Consider the following 23,317-nt stretch of genomic DNA (forward strand, 5'->3'; position numbering starts at 1 on the left):
TTCGGAGGATTCATGCGCGCGATTGCCTTATTTATTATTCTGTCGCTGGGGCTTGCTTTGCCGTCTGCGGCGGATGAGATGACCCCGCTTCGTCAACTTGTCACCGGTGATGATAGCCGAGGGTGGGAGGCCGTGGGCCGCTTGAATATCGCTGGGCGCGGCATGTGCACCGGGGCGCTGATCGCGCCTGATCTGGTTCTGACGGCGGCGCATTGCCTTTATGACAAGGACACGCGGCAGCTTGTTGATCCGACAAAAATCGAATTTCTCGCCGGTTTGCGCAATGGCCGTGCCTCTGCCTATCGCTGGGTACGCAACGCGGTTGCCCATCCGGCCTATGTGTTTGAGCCGGAAGGCCGCCCGCAGGTGCGCAATGACCTTGCGTTGCTGCGGCTGGAACAGCCGATTCAAAACGGATCGATTCAGCCATTTGAAACCGATACGCGGCCCGCGAAGGGCGCCGAAGTTGGCGTTGTCAGCTATGCGCACGATCGGTCGAACACGCCAGCCTTGCAGGAAACCTGCCATGTGCTGGCGCGGCAGATCGGAACATTGGTTCTGTCCTGCGACGTTGATTTTGGATCGTCCGGCGCGCCGGTTTTTGTCGTCGAAGATGGTGTCGCGCGGATCGTGTCCATCGTTTCGGCCAAAGCAGAGTTGGGCGAACGCCGGGTTGCGCTGGGCACGGCGCTTGAAGGCCCGCTAGAAGTTTTGATGCAGGAACTCGCCGCGTTGCCGACGATGCCACAGGCCCGTGCGCCCGTTGTTCAACGCCTAAGCCACGGCACTACGCGAAGCGGCACAGGGGCCAAATTCCTGCGCCCTTGAACGTATAAAAATTGGCCTTGAAAGCCTGAAATCCCCTCCTATCTTTTTTGTATCCGGATGCCAGATATGGGTCCGGTTCTGCAAGAAACGCCTGTCCATGATGGAAGGCAAACCTGTTGTCGCTCAAAGGAGGATGACCCATGAGAGCTTTTGATTTCGCACCGCTTTACCGTGCATCTGTCGGTTTCGACCAAATGGCAGACCTGATGGATCGTGTGTTGACGAACGATGTCAGCCAGACGACCTACCCCCCTTATAACATTGAGAAAACCGCTGACGACGCTTACCGCATATCGATTGCGGTGGCTGGTTTCTCTGACGATGATCTGTCGGTCGAAGTTCGTGATAGCGCATTGATCGTGTCCGCCCGCAAGGAAGACACCGACGCCGAAGATCGCACTTACCTGCACCGTGGCATCGCGACCCGCGCGTTTGAACGACGCTTCCACCTTGCCGACCACGTGCGCGTAACGGGTGCAAGCCATGCCGACGGTATGCTGCATATCGACCTCGTGCGCGAAGTGCCCGAAGCGCTGAAGCCGCGCCGGATCGAGATCGCGAAAAGCGAACCCGTCGAAGCCAAGGCGATTGAATCGAACAGCTAAGGCTGGATCGATTATAAGAAGATGAAAGGCGCGCTTCGGTGCGCCTTTTTTATGTGCCACGCAATTGACGCCCTGTTGGGTTTTGCGGCACTGTCGCGCGGATTTAATCAATGGTTGGCCCAGTGACGAAACCCTTTCTGATCCTGCAGTTGCGCCCGGAAACCGAAGCGTCTGACGATGAATATGCGGCCATCCTGCGAAAAGGTGGCCTGAGCGCGGAGCAGACTCACCGCATAAGGCTGGATCAGGAACCGGTGACGGATGACCTTGATCTGTTGGACTACGCCGGTGTGATTGTCGGAGGCGGCCCCGGCTGTGTGAGTGACTCCGACAGTGCGAAAAGCAATCTGGATCGTCAGATTGAACAAGGTGTTATGGGGCTGATGCCAGAGATCACCGCCCGCGATCTGCCATTTATGGGCTGTTGCTACGGGATCGGTATTCTTGGTCACCATCTTGGCGCTCCCGTCACGAAAGAACGGTATAGCGAACCCGTCGGAACCGCTGACTGCGCCCTAACCGACGCCGGGCGGGTTGATCCACTGCTTGCGGGTTTGCCAGAGCAGTTCAAGGCATTCGTCGGTCACAAGGAAGCGGTGCAAGATCTGCCGGAGGGGGTGGACCACCTGATCGCGTCGCCGACCTGCCCCTATCAGATGATCCGCCATGGCCAGAACGTCTATGCAACGCAGTTCCACCCTGAGGCCGACGCAGCAGGGTTTGAGGTTCGGATTCGCATCTACAAGGACAAGGGCTATTTCCCGCCCGAGGACGCGGATCGTTTGATTGAGATGTGTCGAAGCGTGACGGTCGATGTGCCGGAGCAGATCTTGGCGAACTTCGTCGCGCGGTATTCGGGCGGATAGGAAAGCCCGCCGGAAGGGAGCCTCCGGCGGGGATATTGTCAGAAAGATGAAGCGGGCTTAGTTGTCCGAGAGAGAGTCCGCCAGCCGCATGAGAGTCACGGCCTCGGCCCGGTAACCATAAGGGTCATCGCCTTTCGCACTGTTGGCGAGGGTGATCGCGTCTTGGTAGGACCAGTCGCCAAGGTAGTCGGTGCCGCGTAGCAATTGACCAAACCCGGCTATCGCAGTGGCAAAGCGCGTATCTTCGTTCGCTTGGCCCATCCCGGCGATGATCGGCGTTTCGATCAACTGGCTCGTATCCTCGCCCGGCGTTTTGTAGCGCAGCTTGAGGAAGCCGAGTTCGTCGGACCCATCGCTCGCGGGAGCCTCGGCGTAGCGCAACGTATCGGTCAGAACGGCGTCAGAACCGACAGGGGTGATTTCGTAGATCGCGGTGACGCTGTGGCCCGCGCCGATCTCGCCCGCGTCGACCTTGTCGTTATTGAAGTCTTCCCGCCGCAGAGCACGGGTTTCGTAGCCTATCAGGCGGTATTCGGCGATCTGGGCCGGGTTGAATTCGACCTGGATCTTGACGTCGTTGGCAATGGGAAACAGCGCGCCGGAGAGTTGATCGACCAGCACCTTCTGCGCTTCGCTTAGTGTATCGATATAGGCCGCCGTGCCGTTGCCGTTCTGGGCCAGCGTTTGCATTGTCGCATCGTCGAGATTGCCACGACCAAAACCCAGGACGGACAGGTAGGTGCCGCTTTCGCGCTTATTTTCGATATAGGTTTTTAACTGCTCGGGATCGCTGATGCCGACGTTGAAATCGCCGTCGGTCGCGAGGATGACCCGGTTGACCTCTCCGTCCTCTGCCATGTTTTCGGCAACGGAGTAGGCTTGCTGCAACCCGGCTTGTCCAGCGGTGGACCCGCCAGCCGACAGGCGCGACAGCGCACCAAGGATTGTGTCGCGTTCGCTGGCGGGCGTTGGTTCCAGCACCAGCCCGGCGCTGCCCGCATAGGTGACGATCGCCACCTGATCTTCGGGCCGCAGTTCGGACACCATCAGGCGGAAGCTCTGGATCAGCAGCGGCAGCTTGTCCGGCTGCCCCATGGAGCCTGACGTGTCGATCAGAAACACGAGGTTCAGCGGCGGGCGGTCGTCAATCGCGGGCAGTTCGCCTTGGATGCCGATATGGACAAGCTGCGTGCCATCGTTCCAAGGCGTCGGCGTCACGGTGACGGTCTGGCTGAACGGATGGTCACCGTCGGGCGCGGGGTAAGCGTAGGGAAAGTAGTTCACCATCTCCTCAACCCGGACGGAATTGGGGTCGGGCAGGTAGCCGTTGGTCAGAGAGGACCGCAGGACCGAGTATGACGCCGTGTCAACGTCGATAGAGAAGGTCGAAACGGGCTCTTCGGATGCGATCTTGAGTGGATTCGGCGCTTCGTTGGAGAAGGCTTCGGTATTCGGCTCTGTCGGGGCAACGATGTCACGGGAGGGAGACGGGACAAAGCTCTCCGACTGGACGATTTCCTGATCGACACGTTGACGGGTGAGCGCTTGGGGCGAACGTTGTTCGCTGAGTTGTCCGACAGTGGCAGAGTCCGTGGCGGTGATCGCTGGCTCCATAACGGGTTCGGCCAGAGATTCGGTCGGAACAGGGGCATTTTCGCTGGCTACCTGTCCGCGCAATCCGGCAGCGGCATCCGTGTCTTGGTTTGTGCCAAGGCCAAAATTCTGCGAAGCGGTCGCATCCCCTTCCAGCTGACTGCGATCGTCGAGTGTTTCGGTGCGCTGCGGCTCCGCAACGGTCGTTTCCTCAACCGAATCCGGCCCCGATTTAGGCAGATCAAACACGTCTCCGCCTTTCGGCAGGATGACAAGCGCAACGAGGCCGAGCGCCGCAACGCTCGTCGTGGCGGTCAGGGCACCTTTGGTGGACATGGATTTCAGCATCTTTCTTACTCCTCCAATAAACCCCGTGTTTTCGGGGCGATCAGAGGTAAGACGCGCGGCATCGCGGCTTTCTTGGTGGCGCGCAAAGATTTCTTCGGCGCGGGCAAGGTGCTGCGCTTTCAAATCCGCGTCGGGCGCGGGCGTCGCTGATTTCAGCGCTGCTTTGAGGGCGTCGAGGTCTTTGTCGGTCATACCTCAGCCTCCTTTTCATGTATCGCGCGCAGGTGTTTCTTCACTTCGGACATGCGCCAGGCGACGGTGCCTTCGGACACGCCCAACACCTCGGCGGCGTCTTTCTGCGTCAGTTCTTCGCCAAGGATCAGCGCGACGGTGTCACGCAAATCGGCAGGCAGGGCGCGCATCGCCTCGGTCAGCCAGTCGACGGCGGCTTCGGTTTCGGCGTTCGCGGCGCGGCGGTTCTGTTCCCAGTCGCCCCAACCTTCGGCGGCCTTCACGTGGGTCGCGCGCCGCCGCCGCCTGTCATGCGCGGCGTTCACGGTCACGCGGTAAAGCCATGTGGTGAACCGCGCCTGACCGCGATAACTGCCGAGCTTGGCGGGTAGGGCGGCGCATATGTCTTGTGTGAGGTCTTCGGCCTCCGCCCGCGCGCCGGTCAGGCGAAAGGCGAGGCCGAACAACCTGTCATAGTGGCGAAGAATCAGAACGGAAAACGCCTCGGGATCACCGCCCGCCGCCGCTTCCGCCAGATTCTCGTCACTTACGGTCATGCGCATCACATTGGGTATGACGCGTGCGAAAGGTCAATCCTTGGAAAAAAAAGACCCTCCGTTTCATTTTTCCCGAAATATCCCCGCCGGAGGCATAAAAATTGATGCCTTCAGAATGAGTATTTACAGCAAGATGAAAAGCTTACAGCGACATGCAGAGGTATTTCATCTCAAGATACTCTTCGATCCCGTGCTTGGAACCTTCCCGCCCGAGGCCGGATTGCTTGACGCCACCGAACGGGGCGACTTCGGTTGAGATGATGCCAGTGTTGATGCCGACCATGCCATATTCGAGCGCTTCGGCGACTTTATAGACGCGGGACAGATCCTTGGCGTAGAAATAGCTCGCCAGACCAAAGATCGTGTCATTGGCCATTTCGATCACCTCGTCCTCATCTTCAAACTTGAAGAGAGGGGCGAGCGGGCCGAAGGTTTCATCATTGGCGACCAGCATGTCTTGGGTCACGCCGGTAACGATGGTCGGTTCATAGAACGTGCCGCCGAGGTCGTGGCGGCTGCCGCCTGTTTTGACCTTGGCACCTTTGGAGGTGGCGTCTTTCAGATGTTCTTCGACCTTCTCAACCGCGTCTTCGGTGATCAGGGGGCCGGTCGTCACACCTTCGTTGAGACCATCGCCGACATTCAGTTTCTTGACCGCCGCTTCGAGTTTCTCCGCGAAGGCATCGTGGACGCCCGCCTGCACATAGATGCGGTTGGCGCAAACGCAGGTTTGGCCGTTGTTGCGGAACTTGCAGATCATCGCGCCTTCGACGGCGGCATCAAGGTCGGCGTCGTCAAAGACGATGAACGGTGCGTTGCCGCCAAGTTCCATCGAACATTTCATCACTTGATCGGCAGCTTGACGCAGCAGGATGCGCCCCACCTCGGTCGAACCGGTGAAGGTCAGTTTGCGCACGGTCGGGTTTTCGCAAAACTCTTTCCCGATCTCGGATGAACGAGAGGATGGGATGACGGAGAACACGCCCTTCGGGATGCCCGCCCGATCCGCCAGAACGCCAAGCGCGAGGGCCGAGAGCGGCGTTTCCGCAGCAGGGCGCGCAACGAAAGCGCAGCCAGCGGCAAGTGCAGGCGCGGCCTTGCGGGTGATCATCGCATTCGGGAAGTTCCACGGCGTGATTGATCCGACGACGCCAATCGGCTGTTTAATGACTGTGATCCGCTTGTCGGGCTGATGCCCTGGGATGGTCTCGCCATAGACGCGCTTGGCCTCTTCTGCGAACCATTCGACGAAGGATGCGCCATATACGATCTCGCCCTTCGCCTCCGCATGAGGTTTGCCCATTTCGGCGGTCAGGATCGTGCCGAGGTCGTCGGCGTGTTCGACCATCAGCTCATACCACTTGCGCAAAATTCCTGCGCGTTCCTTGGCGGTCTTGGCGGCCCATTCCTTTTGCGCGACGCGGGCGGTTTCGATCGCTTCGGCGCATTCATCGCGGCTGAGGTCTGCGACCTTGGCAATCACGTCGCCTCGCGCCGGGTTTGTTACGTCAAAGGTGCCGCCATCCGCCGCGTCGCACCATTCGCCACCCTTATAGGCCTTGGTCGCCAGCAATTCGGTGTCTTTCAAAAGATCGGAAAGGTTTGTCGTCTGGTCGAGCATCGGAGCCTCCGGGGGATTTGATCATATTGAACTGTCAAAGCATGTGACCTAAGGGTTGTCCATACCACAAATGAAGGATTGGCCGCATGACCGATTGGGATGATGCCTATGCGAACGGGGCATATATCGCGGGTGCTGATGACTTCCCGCCGCGCTGGGCAGAGCGGGCTGCGGATTGGCGGTCGGTTGAACATGCGATTGGACGGGCGCGGCTGAACTTGTCCTATGGGGAGGGTGCGCGCAATCGGCTCGACCTGTTCCTTCCAGCCGGGCGGCCTACGGGTTTGGTCGTATTTGTTCATGGTGGTTATTGGCGGGCGTTTGATAACAAAAGCTGGTCGCATCTGGCGGCGGGGGCGACGGCGCGGGGCTGGGCCGTGGCGATGCCGTGCTACACGCTCGCCCCTGAAGCGCGGATTTCCGAGATCACGCAAGAGGTTCGGCAGGCTGCCGAAAAGGCGGCGACATTGGTCGAAGGCCCGATTGTTTTGGCGGGGCATTCTGCCGGTGGGCATCTTGTTGCGCGGATGCTGTGCCGCGATGTCGCGTTGTCGAAGGATGTCGAGGACCGCTTGCAGCGGGTTGTCCCGATCTCTCCTCTCTGCGACTTGCGGCCGCTTCTGAACACCACGATGAACGAGGATTTCCAGATGGATACGGCAGAGGCGGAGGCCGAAAGCCCGATGCTGGAAAAGACTCCGCGCGATATTCCAGTCACCGTTTGGGTCGGTGGGGACGAACGGCCGGTGTTTCTGGATCAGGCGCGATGGTTGGCAGAGGCCTGGCCTCGTGCGGAGCTGCACATCGCGGACGGCTTGCACCATTTCAATGTGATCGACGGGTTGGAGGAGCCGGACAGCCCGCTGACCAATGCGCTACTGGCCTGAGGAAAGGCTGCTCCAACAGGGCAAGACATCGTTCGCCGTCGGGGTTGCATGATAGACGCCGCGCGCGATGGCGCGGGCGAGGCAGATGGATGCCGCATGGCCAAGGCGCAGCGCGTCGAACACCGGATCGGGCAGGGGGATCGCGCCTGTTGCCGCCGCGAACACAAGGTCGCCATCCAGCGGCGTATGGGACGGCACGATAGCCCTCGCCATGCCGTCATGCGCCGCCGTGGCGAGGCGCGTCGCCTGCGCTTGGGTCAGGGCGGCGTCGGTCGCGATGATGGCGATGGTCGTCGCCTCGCCCAGCCGGGCTTCGGGGCGGGGTTCGGCCATCGGGTCAAAGCTGGTGGCGGGGCCGAGGCCGCCGAACTCTTCGCCAGCCTCCCACGGGGCGGCCCAGAAATTCGGCCTATCATCGACGGTGACGTCGCCCAAGGCATTCACGGCCACCAATGCGCCAACGGTGATCCCGCTGTCTAATACCACCGAAGCGGAGCCAAGCCCGCCTTTCAACCGCCCGCAGGTCGCGCCCGTTCCAGCCCCGACAGAGCCGAGGCCGAACGTTGCCCCCGCATCCGACAGTGCGCTTTGGCCGAGCGCTTTATAGGGATTGTCAGCCCAGCCCTTATCGCCGCCATTCAGCAGATCAAACAGGATCGCACCCGGCACGATTGGCACGTTTTGACCGCCGACATCGTATCCGCGCCCCGCGCCCCTTAACGCATCGGCCACACCCGATGCCGCGTCCAGCCCAAAGGCGGACCCACCGGACAGCACAAGAGCGTCCACTTCTTGCACCAATTTATCAGGCGCCAAAAGCTGCGTTTCCCGCGTTCCGGGGGCACCACCCATGATGTGAACACCCGCCACAAAGGGCGCATCGGCCGTCAGCACTGTCACACCCGTCTTTATCTGCGTATCAGACGCGTTTCCGACGAAAATTCCCGTAACGTCAGTTATCAAATTCTGTTTGCCGGGTTTCATGCCGCCTCCATCGCTGGAAATACCTTTGCAGACAGGGGTTTTTCTGTCCATCGGGCGCAACCTGATGGGTTTGCGAAAAACGCGCATTGGCGCGTGTTTTGGCTGACAAATCCTTCCAAAACCCGCTATGAAAGCCCATATATGGGTTATTCCATGCAAAAAGGGACAGGATTACGATGGCAGATTTTGACGCGCAAATTAAGGAATCTCAGACGCAGGTTGCGGAGGCTCAGCAGAAGATTTCCGAACTGACCAGCAGGATCGAAACCGCGCGGGCGAAGATGAAATCTGGCGATGACATTGCGATCGACATCGAAAATGCCTCTCTCGAAGACGTTCACGCCCATTCGGAGGCGATGAACGCGAACATTGCCGAATTGATTATGGGGCTTGATGACGTAACCGCCGGGTTTTCGCGCGATTTCGATGAAATGCGCAATAAAACCGGGATGGAGAGCTTTATCGGCATCTTCTCCAAGGCCAAATCCGAATCCATGCGGCAGGAACGGATGCGCTCTGCTTCGGTCGATGACAAGCTGCAGGATCTGATCAGCAAATCCGACATTATCGTGCAACTGCTTGAAGGGCAGCTTGCGCTGCTGAACGAACAGAAGGGCAAGGTCGAAGCGAACCTGACCGAGACGCTGGATGAACGCGAAATGACGGTGGGGGAGCTTGAATCCCTCAAGGCCGAGATCGCTGGGATGGACCCGAAGATCATCGAGCTTGAGAACAAGATCAGCGTCGAACAAGACGCCGCCGCCCGCACCAAGCTGGAAACCGAACTTGCCGCGCTCAACACCAAATACAACGATATGGTGCAGCAGGAACAGGTGAAGCTCGCCAAATCGCAAACGCTCGAACGCTACATCGAAAAGGGCAAGACCTGGGTGGATTCGCTACAAAACCAGGCGGCGACGCAGATGGTTCTGATTAACAAGCTGCAAACGGACACGAAACAGCGCGTGGTCCTTTACGACGCGCTGACCAAATCGCTGAAAACGGCGCAGCAGCAGGACGTGGCCCACCGGATCAATGAAATCGGCGTGCAGACCGATCAGGAAGCGCAAACCGCGATGGCCGCCATCGGATCAGCCACCAACACCCGGATGGCCGAAATGATGGAAGCGCACGAGGATCACATGGTTTTTGCCCGCAAAGTGCTGGAGCAGAAGGCGAAGTCTGACGAACGCTTCGCACGACGCTTTCAGGAGATCGTCGAGAAGCACGACAAGAACCTGTATGGGGCTTGATGCAAAGGCGTGGCACGGGCAGCGCAATCAAATTCTGGCTATTGGTTGGTGTGATGGGTGCGAGCGGTGGCGCGGCGGTAACTGCGGTGTATGTGGCCACTCAATCGGGAAACCGTGGCTTATTCTGTATCGCGATTGCGGGCGGTCTGGGGTTTGTTTGGGCGCACCTCAAAGCTCGGACGATCGCTACGTTGCCAGACGACAAACGTCGAGGAAGGGACGGCGGTCGTGACTTCAGATGAACTCGACCTCACCCAAGATCACGTCGGCCTGACGGATACCTTCGCGGCCCGTCGATACTTCGCCAAGTTCGACACGATCACCGAACATCTGGCGCGGGTCGCGGCGGTGATGGAGGCTGAACGCAGCCTGTCGAAAACCGACGTCCAGATCCTCGCCGCCTATCTTCAGGGCATCGCGGCGACGTTTCGGGCGCTGGGCAACAAGTATCTGATGACCGGGCGCGACACTGATCAGGTGTTCGGTGCTTTGTCCATTGACCAGACCGAAAGCGGGTTTCCGGTCTTCCACGAAATCCTCAACATGGCGAGTGATGCGCAGCAGGCGGAACGCCACCTGCGTGGTATGCCAAACGTTGACGAGCTGAAAGACGAGATGGTGCGCAAGATCGTCGGCAATCTGGAGATTCCGACAACGCTGCAATACGCGCTGTCCCAGCGGCTTTACTACGAACACCTGCGTGACCGGGCGCTGTTCTGGGTTCGCAATGATCCGGAGGCGATCTGGCAGGGCACCGATACCGAGGCCGGACGGCGCACGTTCCTTGTCCACTGGGCGGTTTATGACAGCGAGGCAAATCTGCCCGTCGTCTACCTGATGGATGTGGAAGATACCGGCCGCACCGCCTTGCCAAAGGACACTAGCCGCTGGCCCGAAGCGCAGGCGCGGCTGATGGCGCAAAGCGTCGGCGGGCTGAAGCTGCTGACCATCGCCAAGGGGTTTGACACCGATTTCGACGATCTGCACCCCAAACGGTTGCGGCGCATCTACCTCGGCCCGATGTATTCTTCGGCCTACACCAAACAATCCGGCCCGATCCGCGAGGTGCTGGAGCAGGCCCGCGCGCCACAGGGCGAGGATTGGGCGCTTGCTTGGACCGTCGAGACACTGGAAAGCGAAAGCGTGCAGACGGAAAAAAGCGGCTGGTTCAGCACGGTAGAGCGTGAAGTTTACGCGCTTGATCCGTTTTCAGGACGCGGGGCGGAAACCGGTGTGACCGCTACCGAACGCGCGCTGATCCTGCCGGAGCGGCCCTTCCAAGCGCTCGCCGAACTATCGCCGCCGGGGTTTCGCAACGTCCGCAAGTTCGTCGTCAGCCCGCAGGGACGCGTGGTGAGTTACCGATGAATGCCCGCATGCGCGGCCATACCTTCGGCGAGAGTATTTTGGGGCAAGATGAATAGGGAAGACACCAGATGAGCCTACCGTCCGATCAGATGGAACTGCGTGAAGACGACATTACCGAGCACTACGCCGCGGCGACGGCGATGCTGGAAGGGTTCGACCACACGCCGCGGATCGCGACGGCGAAGGTTGCCGATGCCCCACAGGAACGATCGTCCGGCATCGGCACGCGGCGGCGGTTCCGCAATACGACGCCGGGGCTGGTGACACGTTCGACCGCGCGGCCCGAAGGTGTGCGTCTGATTGATCGGATTGAGGGCGCGGACGGGGATGATCCGCTGATGTCGCCACTGCAGGCGTCCGTTCTGCATGCGCTGCGTCGGGCGGTTGCAATCGCGCAGGCCGTGGCGGAGATTTACGGCGAGCAGACCGGGCTTGCCGCGCAGAAACGCGATAACCTCGAAGGCAGCCTTGGCACCGACCGCAAGGCTGAGTTTGGCGAGCTATTGGTCGCGGAAGCATTGATTTCGCTTTCCGTTTTTGCCAATGCAACCGCGTTCCTGCTGTCGTCCCACGCGAGTGAAACGGCGGTTGAGGTGGGCGAGGCCGAAGAGGTGCTGACCGACAATGGCCAACTGGCGCTGCATGGCGCGTTGTGGGAGCTTGACCAGAAAATTGCGGTGTTCGCAAACGGCGATAAGCTTGTTCCGACGGTGATGGCCTATGCGGAACAGCTGATGGAAAAGGTCAGCTTGCGCGCCCGCACCGCCGGGCGGCTCGACCCGTTCACCAGCGTGTCTTATCGGGTGGAGGCGGACGAATTCACCATTCAGGGCTTCACCCCCGCCCACCGCGCCAAGGGCACGCCGCTGACGATGACCTTCAAGAAACCCAACGAGGTCGTCGGCAACCACATCGCGAAATATCAGGCGATGAAGCTGTCGAAAATGTTGATGGCCTATGATTTCGACCGCAAGCTGAACCCATTTGCGGAACTTGGCGGATTTATCTTCACCTTCATGGGCGATGGCAAGCCGGGGACGGGCAAGACCACCCTGATCCAGATGATGGCGGGGATGATTAACGACTACTGCCAAAACGCGGGCTATCCGTTCCGCTATCAGAACCTCAGCACGGAGAGTATTGACTCCTATCAAGGCAAATCAGCACAGAACGCCAAGGCCTTCATCAACAACGTGCTCGACCCCAACGTGATCGGCTTCGGCACCATCGACGATATCGACCAGCTTGCCGGCAAGCGGGGGGATCGCCAATCCTCCGCCGGGCAGTTGGAGATTACCGCAGTGCTGATGGAAAGCTTCGCCGGTGCGAATACCGTCGTCCGCGGCAACTGCACCTTCGGCATGTTCTCAAACTACCCCGAAAACGTCGACGACGCCCTGCGCCAGCGGGCCGGGGCGCGGTTCCTTGTCGATGGGCCGATCACGCGGGACGACTATATCGACATTCTCTACCTGCTGATGGGCAAGAACCATGACATCCCGCTGGGCGAGCACGAAGTATTCGCGGCGCAGGAGATCAAGAAGGCCGTCGCGGCCAGCTTTGACAGCCACGCCCGCCCCCATGAAGACGGGCTGGAGCGTGTGTTTGAGCGTGTGTCGAAGGACATCGGCAAGCTCGACACCATCGCAAAGCTCGGCACCTATCTGAAAGGTATTCAAGAGGCCGACGACCGCTTTACCGGCCGTGCGATCAAGAACATCACCGATGCCGTGAAGGTGCGGGCGATGGATTTCGAACTGCCGGACGAATGGATGGAACAGCCCGACCTGTTCCTGCTGAAAGACTACGACACCAAGCGCGACATGATCGAAGAACTGCGCCAGCCGATCACAGTCGACATGGTGATTCAGGAAATCAACCGCTACGCGGATTCGGAGTTCCGCTACGCCGACAAGTCGGATGAGGTGGCGATTGAGAATATGGTGCGGGAGTTCGGACGGCAGGAAGAGGCGAAGAAGAGGTATTTGGAGGGGAAGGGGTGACAAACAAAGCTTTAATGCATCTCACCCAAATCGACTACACCTGGGACCAGATGAACGCTATTCCAGAAGACCATCTCGCGGCTCTTTCGGTTCTCAGTTACGCAGTGAGTGAAGCTAACGCGCTATCGCGCATCTACTTGTGTCAAGCGCACGAATACACGGGCGAAAAGGCGGTCGATAGTGCGACCAATATCCATCGGTTCTTGATTATCAGAACTTGGAGTTCCCGGCTATTTGAGGCCAAAGATTTCTTTGACAGCATCGGGGGGAAGAAACCGGAAACTGAAGATAATCTGCTGATCGAACTTGCCGGAGAAGCACTCAGGAAGTTTGATGAAATCAAAAACGGCGACGGATATTACGTTGCCCGTGATATCCGAAATGAGGCCACTAACCATTACGGATTTATAGCTGCGAAAAAGAACATACCGCATGTTCCGAGCAATATGGATTGCGCAATGTATATTCCCGAGGCGTCAGGCAATTGTTTCTACCCGTTGGGCGAAGCGGTGATGTTTCATGCACGGTTGAATAGGCGTTGGAAGAACGTGCCATCAAAGGACGGACGGGATCGGCTTTTTCGAGAATGGCTTGACTGGAACCTTGCGGCAAATCGATGGCTCGAAGAGTGTCACGGCATATTTTGCAACCAGCTACTGTTCGAGCCACTCGGCGGAGCGGTAGCTCGCAAGGAGAAATACTGGGTCCCGCCAGAAATGGTTGGCAACCCTAAGGAACGCCTAACTCCCGTTTACCTCCGAGATCTGGAGGGGCACTCGTGATGTTACGCTCATCTTCCAAGATTTCTCTGGCGGCGCAGCCGCGACGCGCCCGACCCGCCACCCAAGGCGGGTGCCTTCCGCAACCATCCTCGGGCCGAGCGCGTCGCTACTGTTGTGCGATTGGGGAAATCCAATGAAACGTCTCATCACCCGCGGCCTCATGTTCGGGAACCTCGTCGAAGTGTCCTCGCCCGCCTTGGTCGAACGCTACAATCGCGCGCTGGAAAAGCTGACGGGCAAGCGCACGCAACTGCCGGATTTTCACATCGACATATCGGGCTATTCGCCCGAGGTGGGTGATGAGCTGGGCGATCACCTCTACCTCAACCAAGGGGGGTGCAACCGGCAGTTCATCCTGCTGACGACCGAACAGAAATCCTCCCCCCTGCTCAATACGCGCTTTTCGATGTCGCGCGGAATTCTTCGCCAGTTCATTGAGGAAAACGAACCGCAACTTTTTGCCCTGACAACCCGCGATGCGGTCGCGGGAGAGCTTTTGAATTCGGTCTACGACGTGTCCGACCCGACCCGACTGTTCGATATCCGCAAGATCACGATTGAGGCCGACACGACCGGATCGCATGTCCGCGAGGCGGCAAAGCTGACCGCCCTAATTGACCGTTTCCGGGAAGAGGAAGATGCCTGGTGGGACGACGTGCTGATCGCTGACATGATCGGCCTTGCCAAAACCACCGGCGACGTGACCCGGAACCCTGTCGATCTCAAAAACCAAACCTTCACGCAAGAAAATTTCTGGACGGCGCATTTCGGCGGGCTCTACATTTTTCGCGGAATGCAGCACCCGGCGGCGATTTCAGCTGCGGACCGGAGGGAGCTTGGCAATCTGCCGATCAAATACACGTTCGATTTCGGCGACCGGAACCAGATTGCAAAATTCCTCGACTACAACGATCTGGTTGAGCCTATTGTAAAGGCGCGGGGCGTCGACGCGGCGGCGATCCTTCAGCAAAAGATGGATTTCATCGTTGTCGACCTTGTCGCGGGCGAAGGTGTCGACCTGTCCGGCGCAACCCGCCGCGACATCCGCCAACTTGCCCGTCGTCACGCGCGCAATCTGCCGGATGAATTCCACGGCCTCAATGCGCTGAAACGCTGGGCCGATGGCGATGCGCCGTGGCCGCGCCTGACATCCGACCATCCGGCCTATTTCTACACGCTACGGGCCAAAGCGCATGAAGACCGCGATCTTGTGAACATGCTGCTTGCCGATATGACACCGAAAGACATCCGCCAGCTTTTCATCTGCCACAAGGAACGGTTTTACCGCGACTACCAGGGTTGGAGCGAAAGCAAGAAATCCTACGTCGCGGAATTTCTTGAAACGGAGTATCAAGTGGACAAGGCAGGCACCCGCGCCGCTCTGTTTGGCGCCGACGCGCCGCTGAGGGAGGGCGCCGCGCCCGAAGTCGATCTGGTGCATCTGGTCGGGCCGTGGGGCGCGGTGATGAGGGAAAATAGATGATTGCACTGATCCGTCTCGCCATTTTTGGCTTCATTGCGATGACCGTGGTTTATTTCGCGGTGTCGATCTATTCACGATCCGTCCGGCGCGAAAAACTCGAAGACACCTGGGACGAAGAAAATTCCGGCAGGGATGATAAAGCCGCCCGCGATGCCTATATCGAGGCGGGGATGAAAGAGTATGAAAACGGCTTGCGCAAAAAACTGATCTGGCTGGTCTATGTGATCCCAACGGTTGCGATCATCGCCCTCATCTATTTCATCAACTTTTACTGAGGCCGAGCGAAATGAGAATGAAGTACGTAAAGTGGACCTTCCTGGCGTTTCTGGCGCTCATCGTGTTCGGATTCCTGCACTACACGCTACCACAGCACGACGTCGTGCGGGTCGTGAACACCTATGAGGAGCGGCAGGACCTTAACGATTGGACACGGGTTTTCTGGTCAAGCCCAGACGATCAGTCAGGCGGGTTGATCAACCGCGACGTCTTGTTCATCCAGACGATCAAGGCAAACGGCAAGCCGATGGTCTACCGGAATGAGGATACGGGCTGGAGCTGGCCGCCCTACTTCAAGTTCGACACCGCCAACCTGCAAACCGAAGCCGCCGACGCAATCTCAAACCGCGCGACGCCGGAATGGTATTCGGTCACGCATTACGGCTGGCGGAACGAATGGCTTTCGGCCTTTCCCAATGCGGTCGGGATCAAACCCGTCGCCGGCCCGGACGTGACGATCATCCCGTGGGTCAACATCATCATCCTGACGACGCTGCTGTTCATCCTGTTCATGATCCGCAAGATGTGGCGTCAGTTCCGCGAAAGATCGATTGATCCGGTGCTTGATGATGCGGCTGAAAGCTGGGATGGCGTCGAAGATCGCGCCTCGGGCCTTTGGGGGCGCTTCACCCGGTGGCTGGGCACATGGCGCGGCAAACCGAAGCGCTAGGCCGCCGCCCTCATCTTTCCACAAGTATCCTCGCCGAAGGCACAAAACTCTTCTGGAGCGCCAAAACAAATTTATGCCTTCGGCGAGGATATTTTAAGAAAGATGAAACCAAATTGATGTGAGTTTAAAGGGCGGTACAGGCGGGGACGCCGATGACCGCGAAAGGTGAAGACCGCACCCTGTCTGACGAACATCAGGCAGGGTGTCTCTTTATTCGCCGTATGGCACCCAGATGTTCTTTACATCCGTTGCGTGGCGCAGGAAGGCGCGGCCTTCGCCCGCCGACCCCGACCAATCCCGTGCTTTGCCGTTATTGACCCAACTGCGTTTGAGGTTCCCGGCAGAGCGGCGCTCAATCTCGCCCGACAAGTCGGAGGATGAAAAACTCCAGACCGCATCGACATCCAGATGATCGGCGAGGGTTTTGGCAAGCTCACTATGATCTCCGGTCACGATATTGACGACACCACCCGGCACATCAGAGGTTTCGAGCACTTGGTAAAAATCCGTCGCGGCCAGAGGGTAGGGGTGTGACGGGATCAGAACCGTCGTGTTCCCCATCGCCATCGCCGGGGCCATCACGCTGACGAGGCCCAGCAGCGGCGCGTCGTCCGGGCAAAGCGCCCCGATCACACCAATGGGTTCGTGCATCGCAAGCGCAATGCCGCGGATCGGCACGCCATGTGCCTGACCGTCGTATTTGTCGGCCCAGGCCGCGTAAGTGAACAGGCGGCGGATCGAAGCGTCGACCTCCTTCGCGCCACTGCGCCCACCGATCATTGCATCAATCCGCGCAGCGAACTCTTCGGATCGGGCAGAGAGGTTTTCGGCTATATAATAAAGGATCTGCGCGCGGGTGTGACCGGTCGTCTTGGCCCAGCTTTTCGCGCCATGCGCGGCCTCAACTGCGTTGCGGATGTCTTTCCGGTTGCCCGTCCCGACATGCCCCAACAGCTTGCCGCGCGGCGACCAGATCGCCTGGCTGTAGCCGCCGTCGGGGCGCGCCTGCTTGCCGCCGACGAACATCTTTGCCGTCCGGTCAAGCGCTGCCGCCGGTTCTGCCGATTTTGGCGCGGCGACCGGGGCAATCTCTGCCAGCGCCTTGGTCGCGCCCTTCGGTTTTGTGTAGGCGGTCAACCCTTCCCAGCCACCTTCGCGGCCAAATCCGCTTTCGCGCTTGCCGCCAAAGCCCGCAGCCGCGTCAAACAGGTTGGTCGCGTTGACCCAAACGACGCCCGCCACCAGTTTCGGCGCGATATCGAGCGCGAGGTTCACGTTCTCCGTCCACACAGACGCCGCCAGCCCATAGCGCGTGTTGTTTGCAAGCTCCACCGCTTCGTCCGGCGTGCGAAATGTCGTGCCGACAAGGACGGGGCCGAAGATTTCTTCCTGCATCAAACGTGCTGACGGGGTCAGCCCGGTGATGAGCGTTGGGCGATAGAAACACCCGTTTTCGGGCAGCGCGCAGGCGGCGTGGTAAACCTCGCCCTCCGCGCCGCCGTCCTTGACAAGTTGGGTGATCGTATCAAGCTGCGTCTGATCGACGATCGCGCCGACGTCGATGCACTTGTCCAAAGGATCGCCCAGCCGCAACCCATCCATGCGTGTTTTGAGCTTTGTATAAAACTTCTCTGCAATGCCTTCCTGCACCAACAGGCGCGACCCGGCGCAGCAGACTTGCCCGCCGTTGAACCAGATCGCATCGACCAGCCCTTCAATCGCGGAATCCACATCGGCGTCGTCAAAGACGATATAGGGCGACTTGCCGCCCAGTTCCAACGTCAGGGATTTGCCGGACCCGGCGGTCGCCTCGCGAATACGCCGCCCGACAGAGGTTGAGCCGGTAAAGGCGATCTTGTCGATATCCGGGTGGTTCACGATCATCTCGCCCACCTCGCCGTCGCCGGTCACGATATTGACGACGCCCGGCGGCACGCCCGCCTCGGAGCATATCTCAGCAAATACCATCGCGGAAAGCGAGGTGTATTCCGCAGGCTTCAAGACCACCGTGTTGCCCATCGCAAGCGCTGGCGCGATCTTCCATGCGAGCATCAGCAGCGGAAAGTTCCATGGGATGATCTGCCCGCACACGCCAAGCGGCTCTGCATCGGGCAGTTCCGCGTCCATCAACTGTGCCATTCCCGCGTGGTAGTAGAAATGCCGCTGCGCCAGCGGCACGTCAATATCGCGGGATTCGCGGATCGGCTTTCCGTTGTCGAGCGTTTCCATTACCGCCAGCAGGCGGCTGTGCTTTTGCATCAGTCGGGCGATTGCATAAAGAACGCGGGCGCGTTCATGGCCTGATTTGGCCCAAGCCGGTTGTGCCTTCCGCGCGGCTTTGACCGCAGCGTCAATCTCCTCCGCAGTGGCTTTCGTCACGCCCGCCAGCTTCTCTCCCGTCGCGGGGTTGGTCGACGCGAAATCATCCCTCAAAGCGCCCCATTTACCGCCAATATACGGCCCCGCGATGCCACCCCGGTCCGCGATCCAGGCCAGCGCTTCTTTGGCTCCTTCCGGCGCCGGGCCATACTCCATGCTGTCGAATATTTCCTTGACGTTCATCGCTTCATCTTTCCAAAAATATCCAATCCGACGGTCACGCCATCGCGTGCCGGTATCCGGCGGAGTAGCTGCCGGTCGCGTGGTGTTCCAACTGCCGCTCAATGTCGTTCAGCAGTGACGACGCTCCGAACCGGAACATGTCCGGCTGCAGCCAGCGGTCGCCAAGCTCGTCTTTCATCAGGGCGAGGTATGTCACCGCATCCTTCGCTTTCGATATGCCCCCCGCGGGTTTGTATCCGACGCGGTATCCCGTGCGGTCGAAATACTCCCGGATCGCCCGGATCATCACGAGGCTGACGGGCAGCGTCGCGTTGACGCTTTCCTTGCCTGTCGATGTCTTGATGAAATCCGCGCCCGCCATCATGCAGACCAGTGACGCGCGCGCGACGTTGCGCAGGGTTCCAAGCTCTCCGGTCGCAAGGATCGCTTTCACATGTGCGTCGCCACATGCGCGGCGGAATTCCTTCATTTCGTCGTAAAGCGCTTCCCAGTTTCCGGTCAGAACGTGACGACGAGAGATCACGATGTCGATCTCCGCAGCGCCCGCCTTCACGCTTTCTTCGATCTCAGCCACACGCAGCTGGAAGGGCGACAGGCCAGCGGGAAAGCCCGTCGACACGGCGGCAACCGGAATGCCCGACCCGTTCAGCGCATCGACCGCTGTTTCGATCATATCGTGATAGACGCAGACCGCCCCGGTCGTAATCGGCGGCATCCCGAGCGCGTCAAGCAAGTCCGCGCTGACTGGCTGCCGCGCTTTTGCGCACAGCCGTCGCACGCGGCCTTCGGTATCGTCGCCCGATAGCGTCGTCAGGTCGATCATCGTGATCGCCTTCAGCAGCCACGCGGCCTGATACTCTTTCTTGACCGACCGCCGCCCGGGCAGCGTCTTGGCGCGCCGTTCAACCGCCGACGTATTCACCTGCACCGCCGCGACCCAATCAAGGTCCAGCGCCATCCCGGGATTGCGCGGTTCGTGCACCTGCGGCAGTTGCGCCGTCGTGGTCTGCGAGGCTTTTGTTTGCTGTTTGATCTTCATGGGGCGGCTCCGTTCGGGAACACCGAAGGGTGTCATGTGCTTTCAGCTATTGCAAGTTTGACCAAACGGTCAAGTGCGCCGTTGCGGCGCGGATGGCTTTTCAAGCCTGATGATCCGCGTTAGGACAACCCAAACCCCCAAGGAGCTTGCCATGTCCTTTAACCGTTCCGTCAAGATTGCCCCCTCGATCCTGTCCGCCGATTTCGCCAATTTCGGTGCCGAATGCGAAGCGATTGAGGCTGAAGGCGCGGATTGGGTGCATGTCGACGTGATGGATGGGCATTTCGTGCCGAACATCACCTTCGGCCCGTCGACCTGCAAGGCGATCCGGCCCCATATCAAGGGCGTGATGGACGTTCACCTGATGATCGCACCCGTCGATCCCTATATTGACGCCTTTGCGGAGGCCGGGGCCGACATCATCACCGCGCATGTTGAGGCTGGCCCGCATATTCACCTCACCGTTCAGGCGATCCGCGGGGCAGGGGCTAAGGCTGGCGTTGCCCTGAACCCCGGCACCCCGGCGGAACATGTCGAACACCTGCTTGATATGGTCGATCTGATCTGCGTGATGACGGTGAACCCCGGCTTTGGCGGGCAGAAGTTCATCCACTCGCAGGTCGAAAAGGTCACAAAACTGCGCCGGATGATCGGTGATCGCCCGATCCATATCGAAATCGACGGCGGCGTGACGCCCGAAACCGCGCCGCTGGTCGTTGCGGCAGGGGCGGATGTGCTGGTCGCCGGGTCAGCCGTGTTCAAGGGCGGGTCGGTCAGCAACCCCGTGCCCTACGGCGAAAATATTCGCGCGATCCGGGCGGCGGCGGGCTAAGTCGCGTCGATCAGCCCGCGTTCTTCCAGAACCTTACGGGCGACGCGAAAACACTCCATCCCCTGCGGCACGCCGCAGTAAATCGCGACGACGTGGACAATCGCGCGGATCTCGTCCCGCGTCACGCCATTGTTGATCGCGCCGTTGCAGTGGATTTCCCATTCGTGCATCTTGCCGAGGCCGCCGATCATGGCGAGGTTCATCATCGACCGGGTCTTGGCGTCTATCGCCTCGTCGCCCCATCCGAAGCCCCAGCACCATGCGGTCATCGCTTCCTGAAACGGGCGGTTGAAATCGTCGGCGGAGTCGAGGTTCCGATCCACATATTCGGCCCCCAGCGTCGCCTTGCGCTTTTCCAGCCCTTTGTCGAACATATTGTCCATCACCCGCTCCGCTCCTTTGGGTTAGGCGCGCACCTGTTCGCCCGCCTGCCACGTTCCACGCAATCTCAGATCATCGTCCAGCCAGACAAAATCCGCCGGGCCGCCCTCTGTCAACTGCCCGATGCCATTCGCCTTTGGCAGCAGGTTGGCCGGGGCCAGCGTCGCCATGCGAAGCGCGACATCAACCTCGCAGCCCACGACATTCACCATCGTCCTGATCGCCTGCGCCATATCGAGGTCCGCCCCGGCAAGCGTTCCGTCTTCAAGCGTCAACCGCCCGTTTTCCCGCAGGATACGTCGGCCGTTCAGCGTAAATTCGCGCTGCTCTGTTCCAGCCGGAGACATCGCGTCGCTGACGAGGAAAATCTCGCCCGGTCCCAGCTTTGCCCGCAGCGCCGCACTAATCGCCGCCGGGTGAACGTGGATGCCATCCGCGATCAGGCCGGCAGACAGCCGCCCGGTGGCAAGCGTCGCGCCGACGCAGCCGGGTTCCCGGTTGCCAAGCCCGCTCATCGCGTTGAACAGGTGGGTCGAACAAATCGCGCCCGCCTTGGCTGCTGTCACGCAGGTCTCGAAATCCGCATCCGTATGGCCCAGTGACACGATCACGCCTGCATCGGTCAGAGTTGCGATCTGCTCCGGCGGCACGGTTTCCGGCGCGATGGTCAGCATCAGCGCGGGTAGGTCTTTCGCGGCTTCGACGTAAAGCGCCATGTCCGCGTCGTTGATCGGGCGGATAAAGCTGGCCCCGTGCGCGCCCTTGCGGGCAACCGACAGGTGCGGCCCTTCCAGGTGCAGCCCGGCAATGCCCGGCGTGCCGCGTTCCACCGCCTTTTGCGCCGCCTCCACCGCCGCGCGGCTATGTTCCGGCGTGTCGGTTATCAGCGTCGGCAGCAATGATGTCGTTCCCAGCCCCGCATGGGCCCCCGCGATCAGCCCGAGCGTCTGCGCGGTCGGTGCGTCATTGAACATCACCCCCGCGCCACCATTCACTTGCAGATCGACAAACCCGGGCGCGAGCGTTCCTCCGCCGATGTCCGTGGCCTCCGCCTCGTCCGGCACATCAGTTTCTGCCACGATACCGACAACCCGCGCACTCTCGACCAGCAGCGCCATGCCGCGATGCCGCCGTTCGCCGTCAAAAATATCGGCCCCGATATAGGCGTGGGTCGTCATATCGTTTCGGTCACTTTCTTCAGATGGCGCGGCGCGTCCGGGTTGATCCCGCGTTCTGCCGCGACTTTTTCCACCATCGCATAGAACGACACGATCAGCGCAATCGGATCGGTCAGCGCGTGGTTCGTGCGCACGAACTCCAGCCGCTTGGCAACCCGCGCCTTGTCCGACGTTGCAAAAACCGACGCGCCCTTTGATGCGATTTCATCCGCCACATCGATCAGCGGCCCCTCCGCCGCGTCCGCCGCGGTCATCGCGAGGACGGGAAAGTTCTGTTCCACAATCGACACTGGGCCGTGCAGCACTTCGGCTGAGGAATAGCTTTCCGCGTGCAATTGGCAGGTTTCCTTGAACTTCAGCGCCGCCTCATGCGACATCGCGATGACCGGGCCGCGGCCCAGCGTGAACAGGCTTTTCCGCCCACCAATCGCCGCGCACATCTCAGGCCAGTCGATTTGCGCGGCCTGTGCCAACTGCTCCGGCAGCGCATGGATCGACTGCGTGATCTCCGCATCATCCTTCCACCGGGCAAGCATCAGCAGCCCGGCAACGGCGGAGTTCACGAAGGTTTTCGTCGCCGCCACGCTCAGCTCCGGCCCGGCGTGGATCGGCAGGCAATGGTCGCATGTCTCAGCCAGCGGAGAGTTCGGTTCATTCGTCACCGCAATCGTGAACGCCCCATCTGCCCGTGCGGAGCGGGAAAGTTCAACGATATCGGGGCTTTTGCCGGATTGTGACACCCCGATACAGGCCGCCCTTCCCAGCTTTAGCGGCGCTTTGTAGATCGACGCGACGGATGGCCCGACCGACGCGACTGGTACGCCCAACATCAGTTCCGACGCGTATTTCAGATAGGTCGCCACGTGGTCCGACGACCCCCGCGCCACCGTCGCAAGGAACAGCGGATCGCGGGCGCGCAGCGCCTTTGCCGCAACCTCAATCGCCCCGGCGCCGTCCGTCAACAGCCGGTCGACGGCATCGGGTATTTCAAGCACCTCGCGGCGCATTTGGGTCATGTCATGTGTCATGT

21 protein-coding genes are annotated in these 23,317 nt (G+C 60.0%); 12 read left to right on the forward strand and 9 right to left on the reverse strand.

The features are described 5' to 3' along the window. Nucleotides 1–12 precede the first annotated feature (12 nt). From ACEWPJ_RS03585 to ACEWPJ_RS03595, 3 genes are all read left to right on the forward strand, one after another. Nucleotides 13–828: a trypsin-like serine peptidase gene (locus ACEWPJ_RS03585; RefSeq protein WP_416510947.1), complete on the forward strand. Its 816-nt coding sequence runs from the start codon at nucleotides 13–15 to the stop codon at nucleotides 826–828. A gap of 140 nt (nucleotides 829–968) precedes the next feature. After that, the gene (locus ACEWPJ_RS03590) at nucleotides 969–1,433 is read left to right on the forward strand and encodes an Hsp20 family protein (RefSeq protein WP_416510949.1); all 465 of its coding nucleotides are present in this window, start codon (nucleotides 969–971) and stop codon (nucleotides 1,431–1,433) included. 110 nt (nucleotides 1,434–1,543) lie between these two features. Further along, nucleotides 1,544–2,299, forward strand: a complete 756-nt coding sequence (locus tag ACEWPJ_RS03595; RefSeq protein WP_416510950.1) for a glutamine amidotransferase — start codon at nucleotides 1,544–1,546, stop codon at nucleotides 2,297–2,299. Nucleotides 2,300–2,356: 57 nt separating this feature from the next. Here the strand turns inward: ACEWPJ_RS03595 and ACEWPJ_RS03600 are convergent, their stop codons facing one another. The 3 genes from ACEWPJ_RS03600 to ACEWPJ_RS03610 all read right to left on the reverse strand — a co-directional run bounded on the left by ACEWPJ_RS03600 (nucleotide 2,357) and on the right by ACEWPJ_RS03610 (nucleotide 6,589). Continuing rightward, complete coding sequence (locus ACEWPJ_RS03600) at nucleotides 2,357–4,240, reverse strand: vWA domain-containing protein (protein ID WP_416512997.1); 1,884 nt, start codon at nucleotides 4,238–4,240, stop codon at nucleotides 2,357–2,359. A 188-nt stretch (nucleotides 4,241–4,428) separates the two neighbouring features. Beyond that, the gene (locus ACEWPJ_RS03605) at nucleotides 4,429–4,968 is read right to left on the reverse strand and encodes an RNA polymerase sigma factor (protein ID WP_416510951.1); all 540 of its coding nucleotides are present in this window, start codon (nucleotides 4,966–4,968) and stop codon (nucleotides 4,429–4,431) included. Nucleotides 4,969–5,110: 142 nt separating this feature from the next. Next, nucleotides 5,111–6,589, reverse strand: coding sequence for an NAD-dependent succinate-semialdehyde dehydrogenase (locus ACEWPJ_RS03610; RefSeq protein WP_416510952.1), 1,479 nt, complete (start codon nucleotides 6,587–6,589; stop codon nucleotides 5,111–5,113). A gap of 86 nt (nucleotides 6,590–6,675) precedes the next feature. Between ACEWPJ_RS03610 and ACEWPJ_RS03615 the strand changes: the two genes are divergently transcribed. Then, nucleotides 6,676–7,476 carry an alpha/beta hydrolase gene (locus tag ACEWPJ_RS03615; protein WP_416510953.1) on the forward strand — a complete coding sequence of 267 codons (801 nt, stop codon included), beginning with the start codon at nucleotides 6,676–6,678 and terminating at the stop codon, nucleotides 7,474–7,476. Here ACEWPJ_RS03615 and ACEWPJ_RS03620 read toward each other — a convergent pair. Beyond that, nucleotides 7,465–8,460: a P1 family peptidase gene (locus tag ACEWPJ_RS03620; protein ID WP_416510954.1), complete on the reverse strand. Its 996-nt coding sequence runs from the start codon at nucleotides 8,458–8,460 to the stop codon at nucleotides 7,465–7,467. The two genes, ACEWPJ_RS03615 and ACEWPJ_RS03620, sit on opposite strands and share 12 nt — an antisense overlap. A gap of 176 nt (nucleotides 8,461–8,636) precedes the next feature. On the opposite strand from ACEWPJ_RS03620, the gene ACEWPJ_RS03625 reads away from it, so the two are divergent. The 7 genes from ACEWPJ_RS03625 to ACEWPJ_RS03655 all read left to right on the forward strand — a co-directional run bounded on the left by ACEWPJ_RS03625 (nucleotide 8,637) and on the right by ACEWPJ_RS03655 (nucleotide 16,295). Further along, on the forward strand, nucleotides 8,637–9,713 hold the full coding sequence (locus tag ACEWPJ_RS03625; protein ID WP_416510956.1) for a hypothetical protein: 1,077 nt from the start codon (nucleotides 8,637–8,639) through the stop codon (nucleotides 9,711–9,713). A 228-nt stretch (nucleotides 9,714–9,941) separates the two neighbouring features. After that, the gene (locus tag ACEWPJ_RS03630; RefSeq protein ID WP_416510958.1) at nucleotides 9,942–11,081 is read left to right on the forward strand and encodes a hypothetical protein; all 1,140 of its coding nucleotides are present in this window, start codon (nucleotides 9,942–9,944) and stop codon (nucleotides 11,079–11,081) included. A gap of 68 nt (nucleotides 11,082–11,149) precedes the next feature. Continuing rightward, the gene (locus ACEWPJ_RS03635; protein ID WP_416510960.1) at nucleotides 11,150–13,084 is read left to right on the forward strand and encodes an ATP-binding protein; all 1,935 of its coding nucleotides are present in this window, start codon (nucleotides 11,150–11,152) and stop codon (nucleotides 13,082–13,084) included. After that, nucleotides 13,081–13,866 (forward strand): hypothetical protein, encoded by a 786-nt coding sequence (locus tag ACEWPJ_RS03640; RefSeq protein WP_416510961.1) that lies wholly within the window; start codon nucleotides 13,081–13,083, stop codon nucleotides 13,864–13,866. Before ACEWPJ_RS03635 ends, ACEWPJ_RS03640 begins: the two co-directional genes overlap by 4 nt. 133 nt (nucleotides 13,867–13,999) lie before the next feature. Further along, nucleotides 14,000–15,349 (forward strand): DUF6638 family protein, encoded by a 1,350-nt coding sequence (locus tag ACEWPJ_RS03645; protein WP_416510963.1) that lies wholly within the window; start codon nucleotides 14,000–14,002, stop codon nucleotides 15,347–15,349. Further along, the gene (locus ACEWPJ_RS03650; protein ID WP_416510964.1) at nucleotides 15,346–15,624 is read left to right on the forward strand and encodes a hypothetical protein; all 279 of its coding nucleotides are present in this window, start codon (nucleotides 15,346–15,348) and stop codon (nucleotides 15,622–15,624) included. Before ACEWPJ_RS03645 ends, ACEWPJ_RS03650 begins: the two co-directional genes overlap by 4 nt. Nucleotides 15,625–15,641: 17 nt before the next feature. Next, entirely contained in the window at nucleotides 15,642–16,295 is a 654-nt protein-coding gene (locus tag ACEWPJ_RS03655) for a DUF1523 family protein (RefSeq protein ID WP_416510965.1), read from the forward strand. A gap of 210 nt (nucleotides 16,296–16,505) precedes the next feature. Here the strand turns inward: ACEWPJ_RS03655 and ACEWPJ_RS03660 are convergent, their stop codons facing one another. Further along, nucleotides 16,506–18,857, reverse strand: a complete 2,352-nt coding sequence (locus ACEWPJ_RS03660; protein WP_416510967.1) for an aldehyde dehydrogenase family protein — start codon at nucleotides 18,855–18,857, stop codon at nucleotides 16,506–16,508. Nucleotides 18,858–18,891: 34 nt separating this feature from the next. Beyond that, a complete protein-coding gene (gene deoC, locus ACEWPJ_RS03665) occupies nucleotides 18,892–19,896 on the reverse strand; it encodes a deoxyribose-phosphate aldolase (protein ID WP_416510968.1) in 1,005 nt (334 codons plus the stop codon). Between the two features lie 151 nt (nucleotides 19,897–20,047). Between deoC and rpe the strand changes: the two genes are divergently transcribed. Beyond that, nucleotides 20,048–20,728 carry a ribulose-phosphate 3-epimerase gene (rpe, locus tag ACEWPJ_RS03670; RefSeq protein ID WP_416510970.1) on the forward strand — a complete coding sequence of 227 codons (681 nt, stop codon included), beginning with the start codon at nucleotides 20,048–20,050 and terminating at the stop codon, nucleotides 20,726–20,728. Here the strand turns inward: rpe and ACEWPJ_RS03675 are convergent. Genes ACEWPJ_RS03675 through ACEWPJ_RS03685 form a run of 3 tightly spaced genes read right to left on the reverse strand, consistent with a single transcriptional unit; the run spans nucleotide 20,725 to nucleotide 23,315 of the window. Beyond that, complete coding sequence (locus tag ACEWPJ_RS03675) at nucleotides 20,725–21,111, reverse strand: carboxymuconolactone decarboxylase family protein (protein ID WP_416510971.1); 387 nt, start codon at nucleotides 21,109–21,111, stop codon at nucleotides 20,725–20,727. The two genes, rpe and ACEWPJ_RS03675, sit on opposite strands and share 4 nt — an antisense overlap. A gap of 21 nt (nucleotides 21,112–21,132) precedes the next feature. After that, the gene (nagA, locus tag ACEWPJ_RS03680; RefSeq protein WP_416510973.1) at nucleotides 21,133–22,287 is read right to left on the reverse strand and encodes an N-acetylglucosamine-6-phosphate deacetylase; all 1,155 of its coding nucleotides are present in this window, start codon (nucleotides 22,285–22,287) and stop codon (nucleotides 21,133–21,135) included. Further along, nucleotides 22,284–23,315 (reverse strand): SIS domain-containing protein, encoded by a 1,032-nt coding sequence (locus tag ACEWPJ_RS03685; protein WP_416510975.1) that lies wholly within the window; start codon nucleotides 23,313–23,315, stop codon nucleotides 22,284–22,286. The genes nagA and ACEWPJ_RS03685 overlap by 4 nt, the downstream gene beginning before the upstream one ends. Nucleotides 23,316–23,317 lie beyond the last annotated feature (2 nt).

The organism is Aliiroseovarius sp. YM-037, from assembly GCF_048060095.1.
In the GTDB taxonomy this organism is placed as follows: Bacteria; Pseudomonadota; Alphaproteobacteria; order Rhodobacterales; family Rhodobacteraceae; genus JBLUOA01.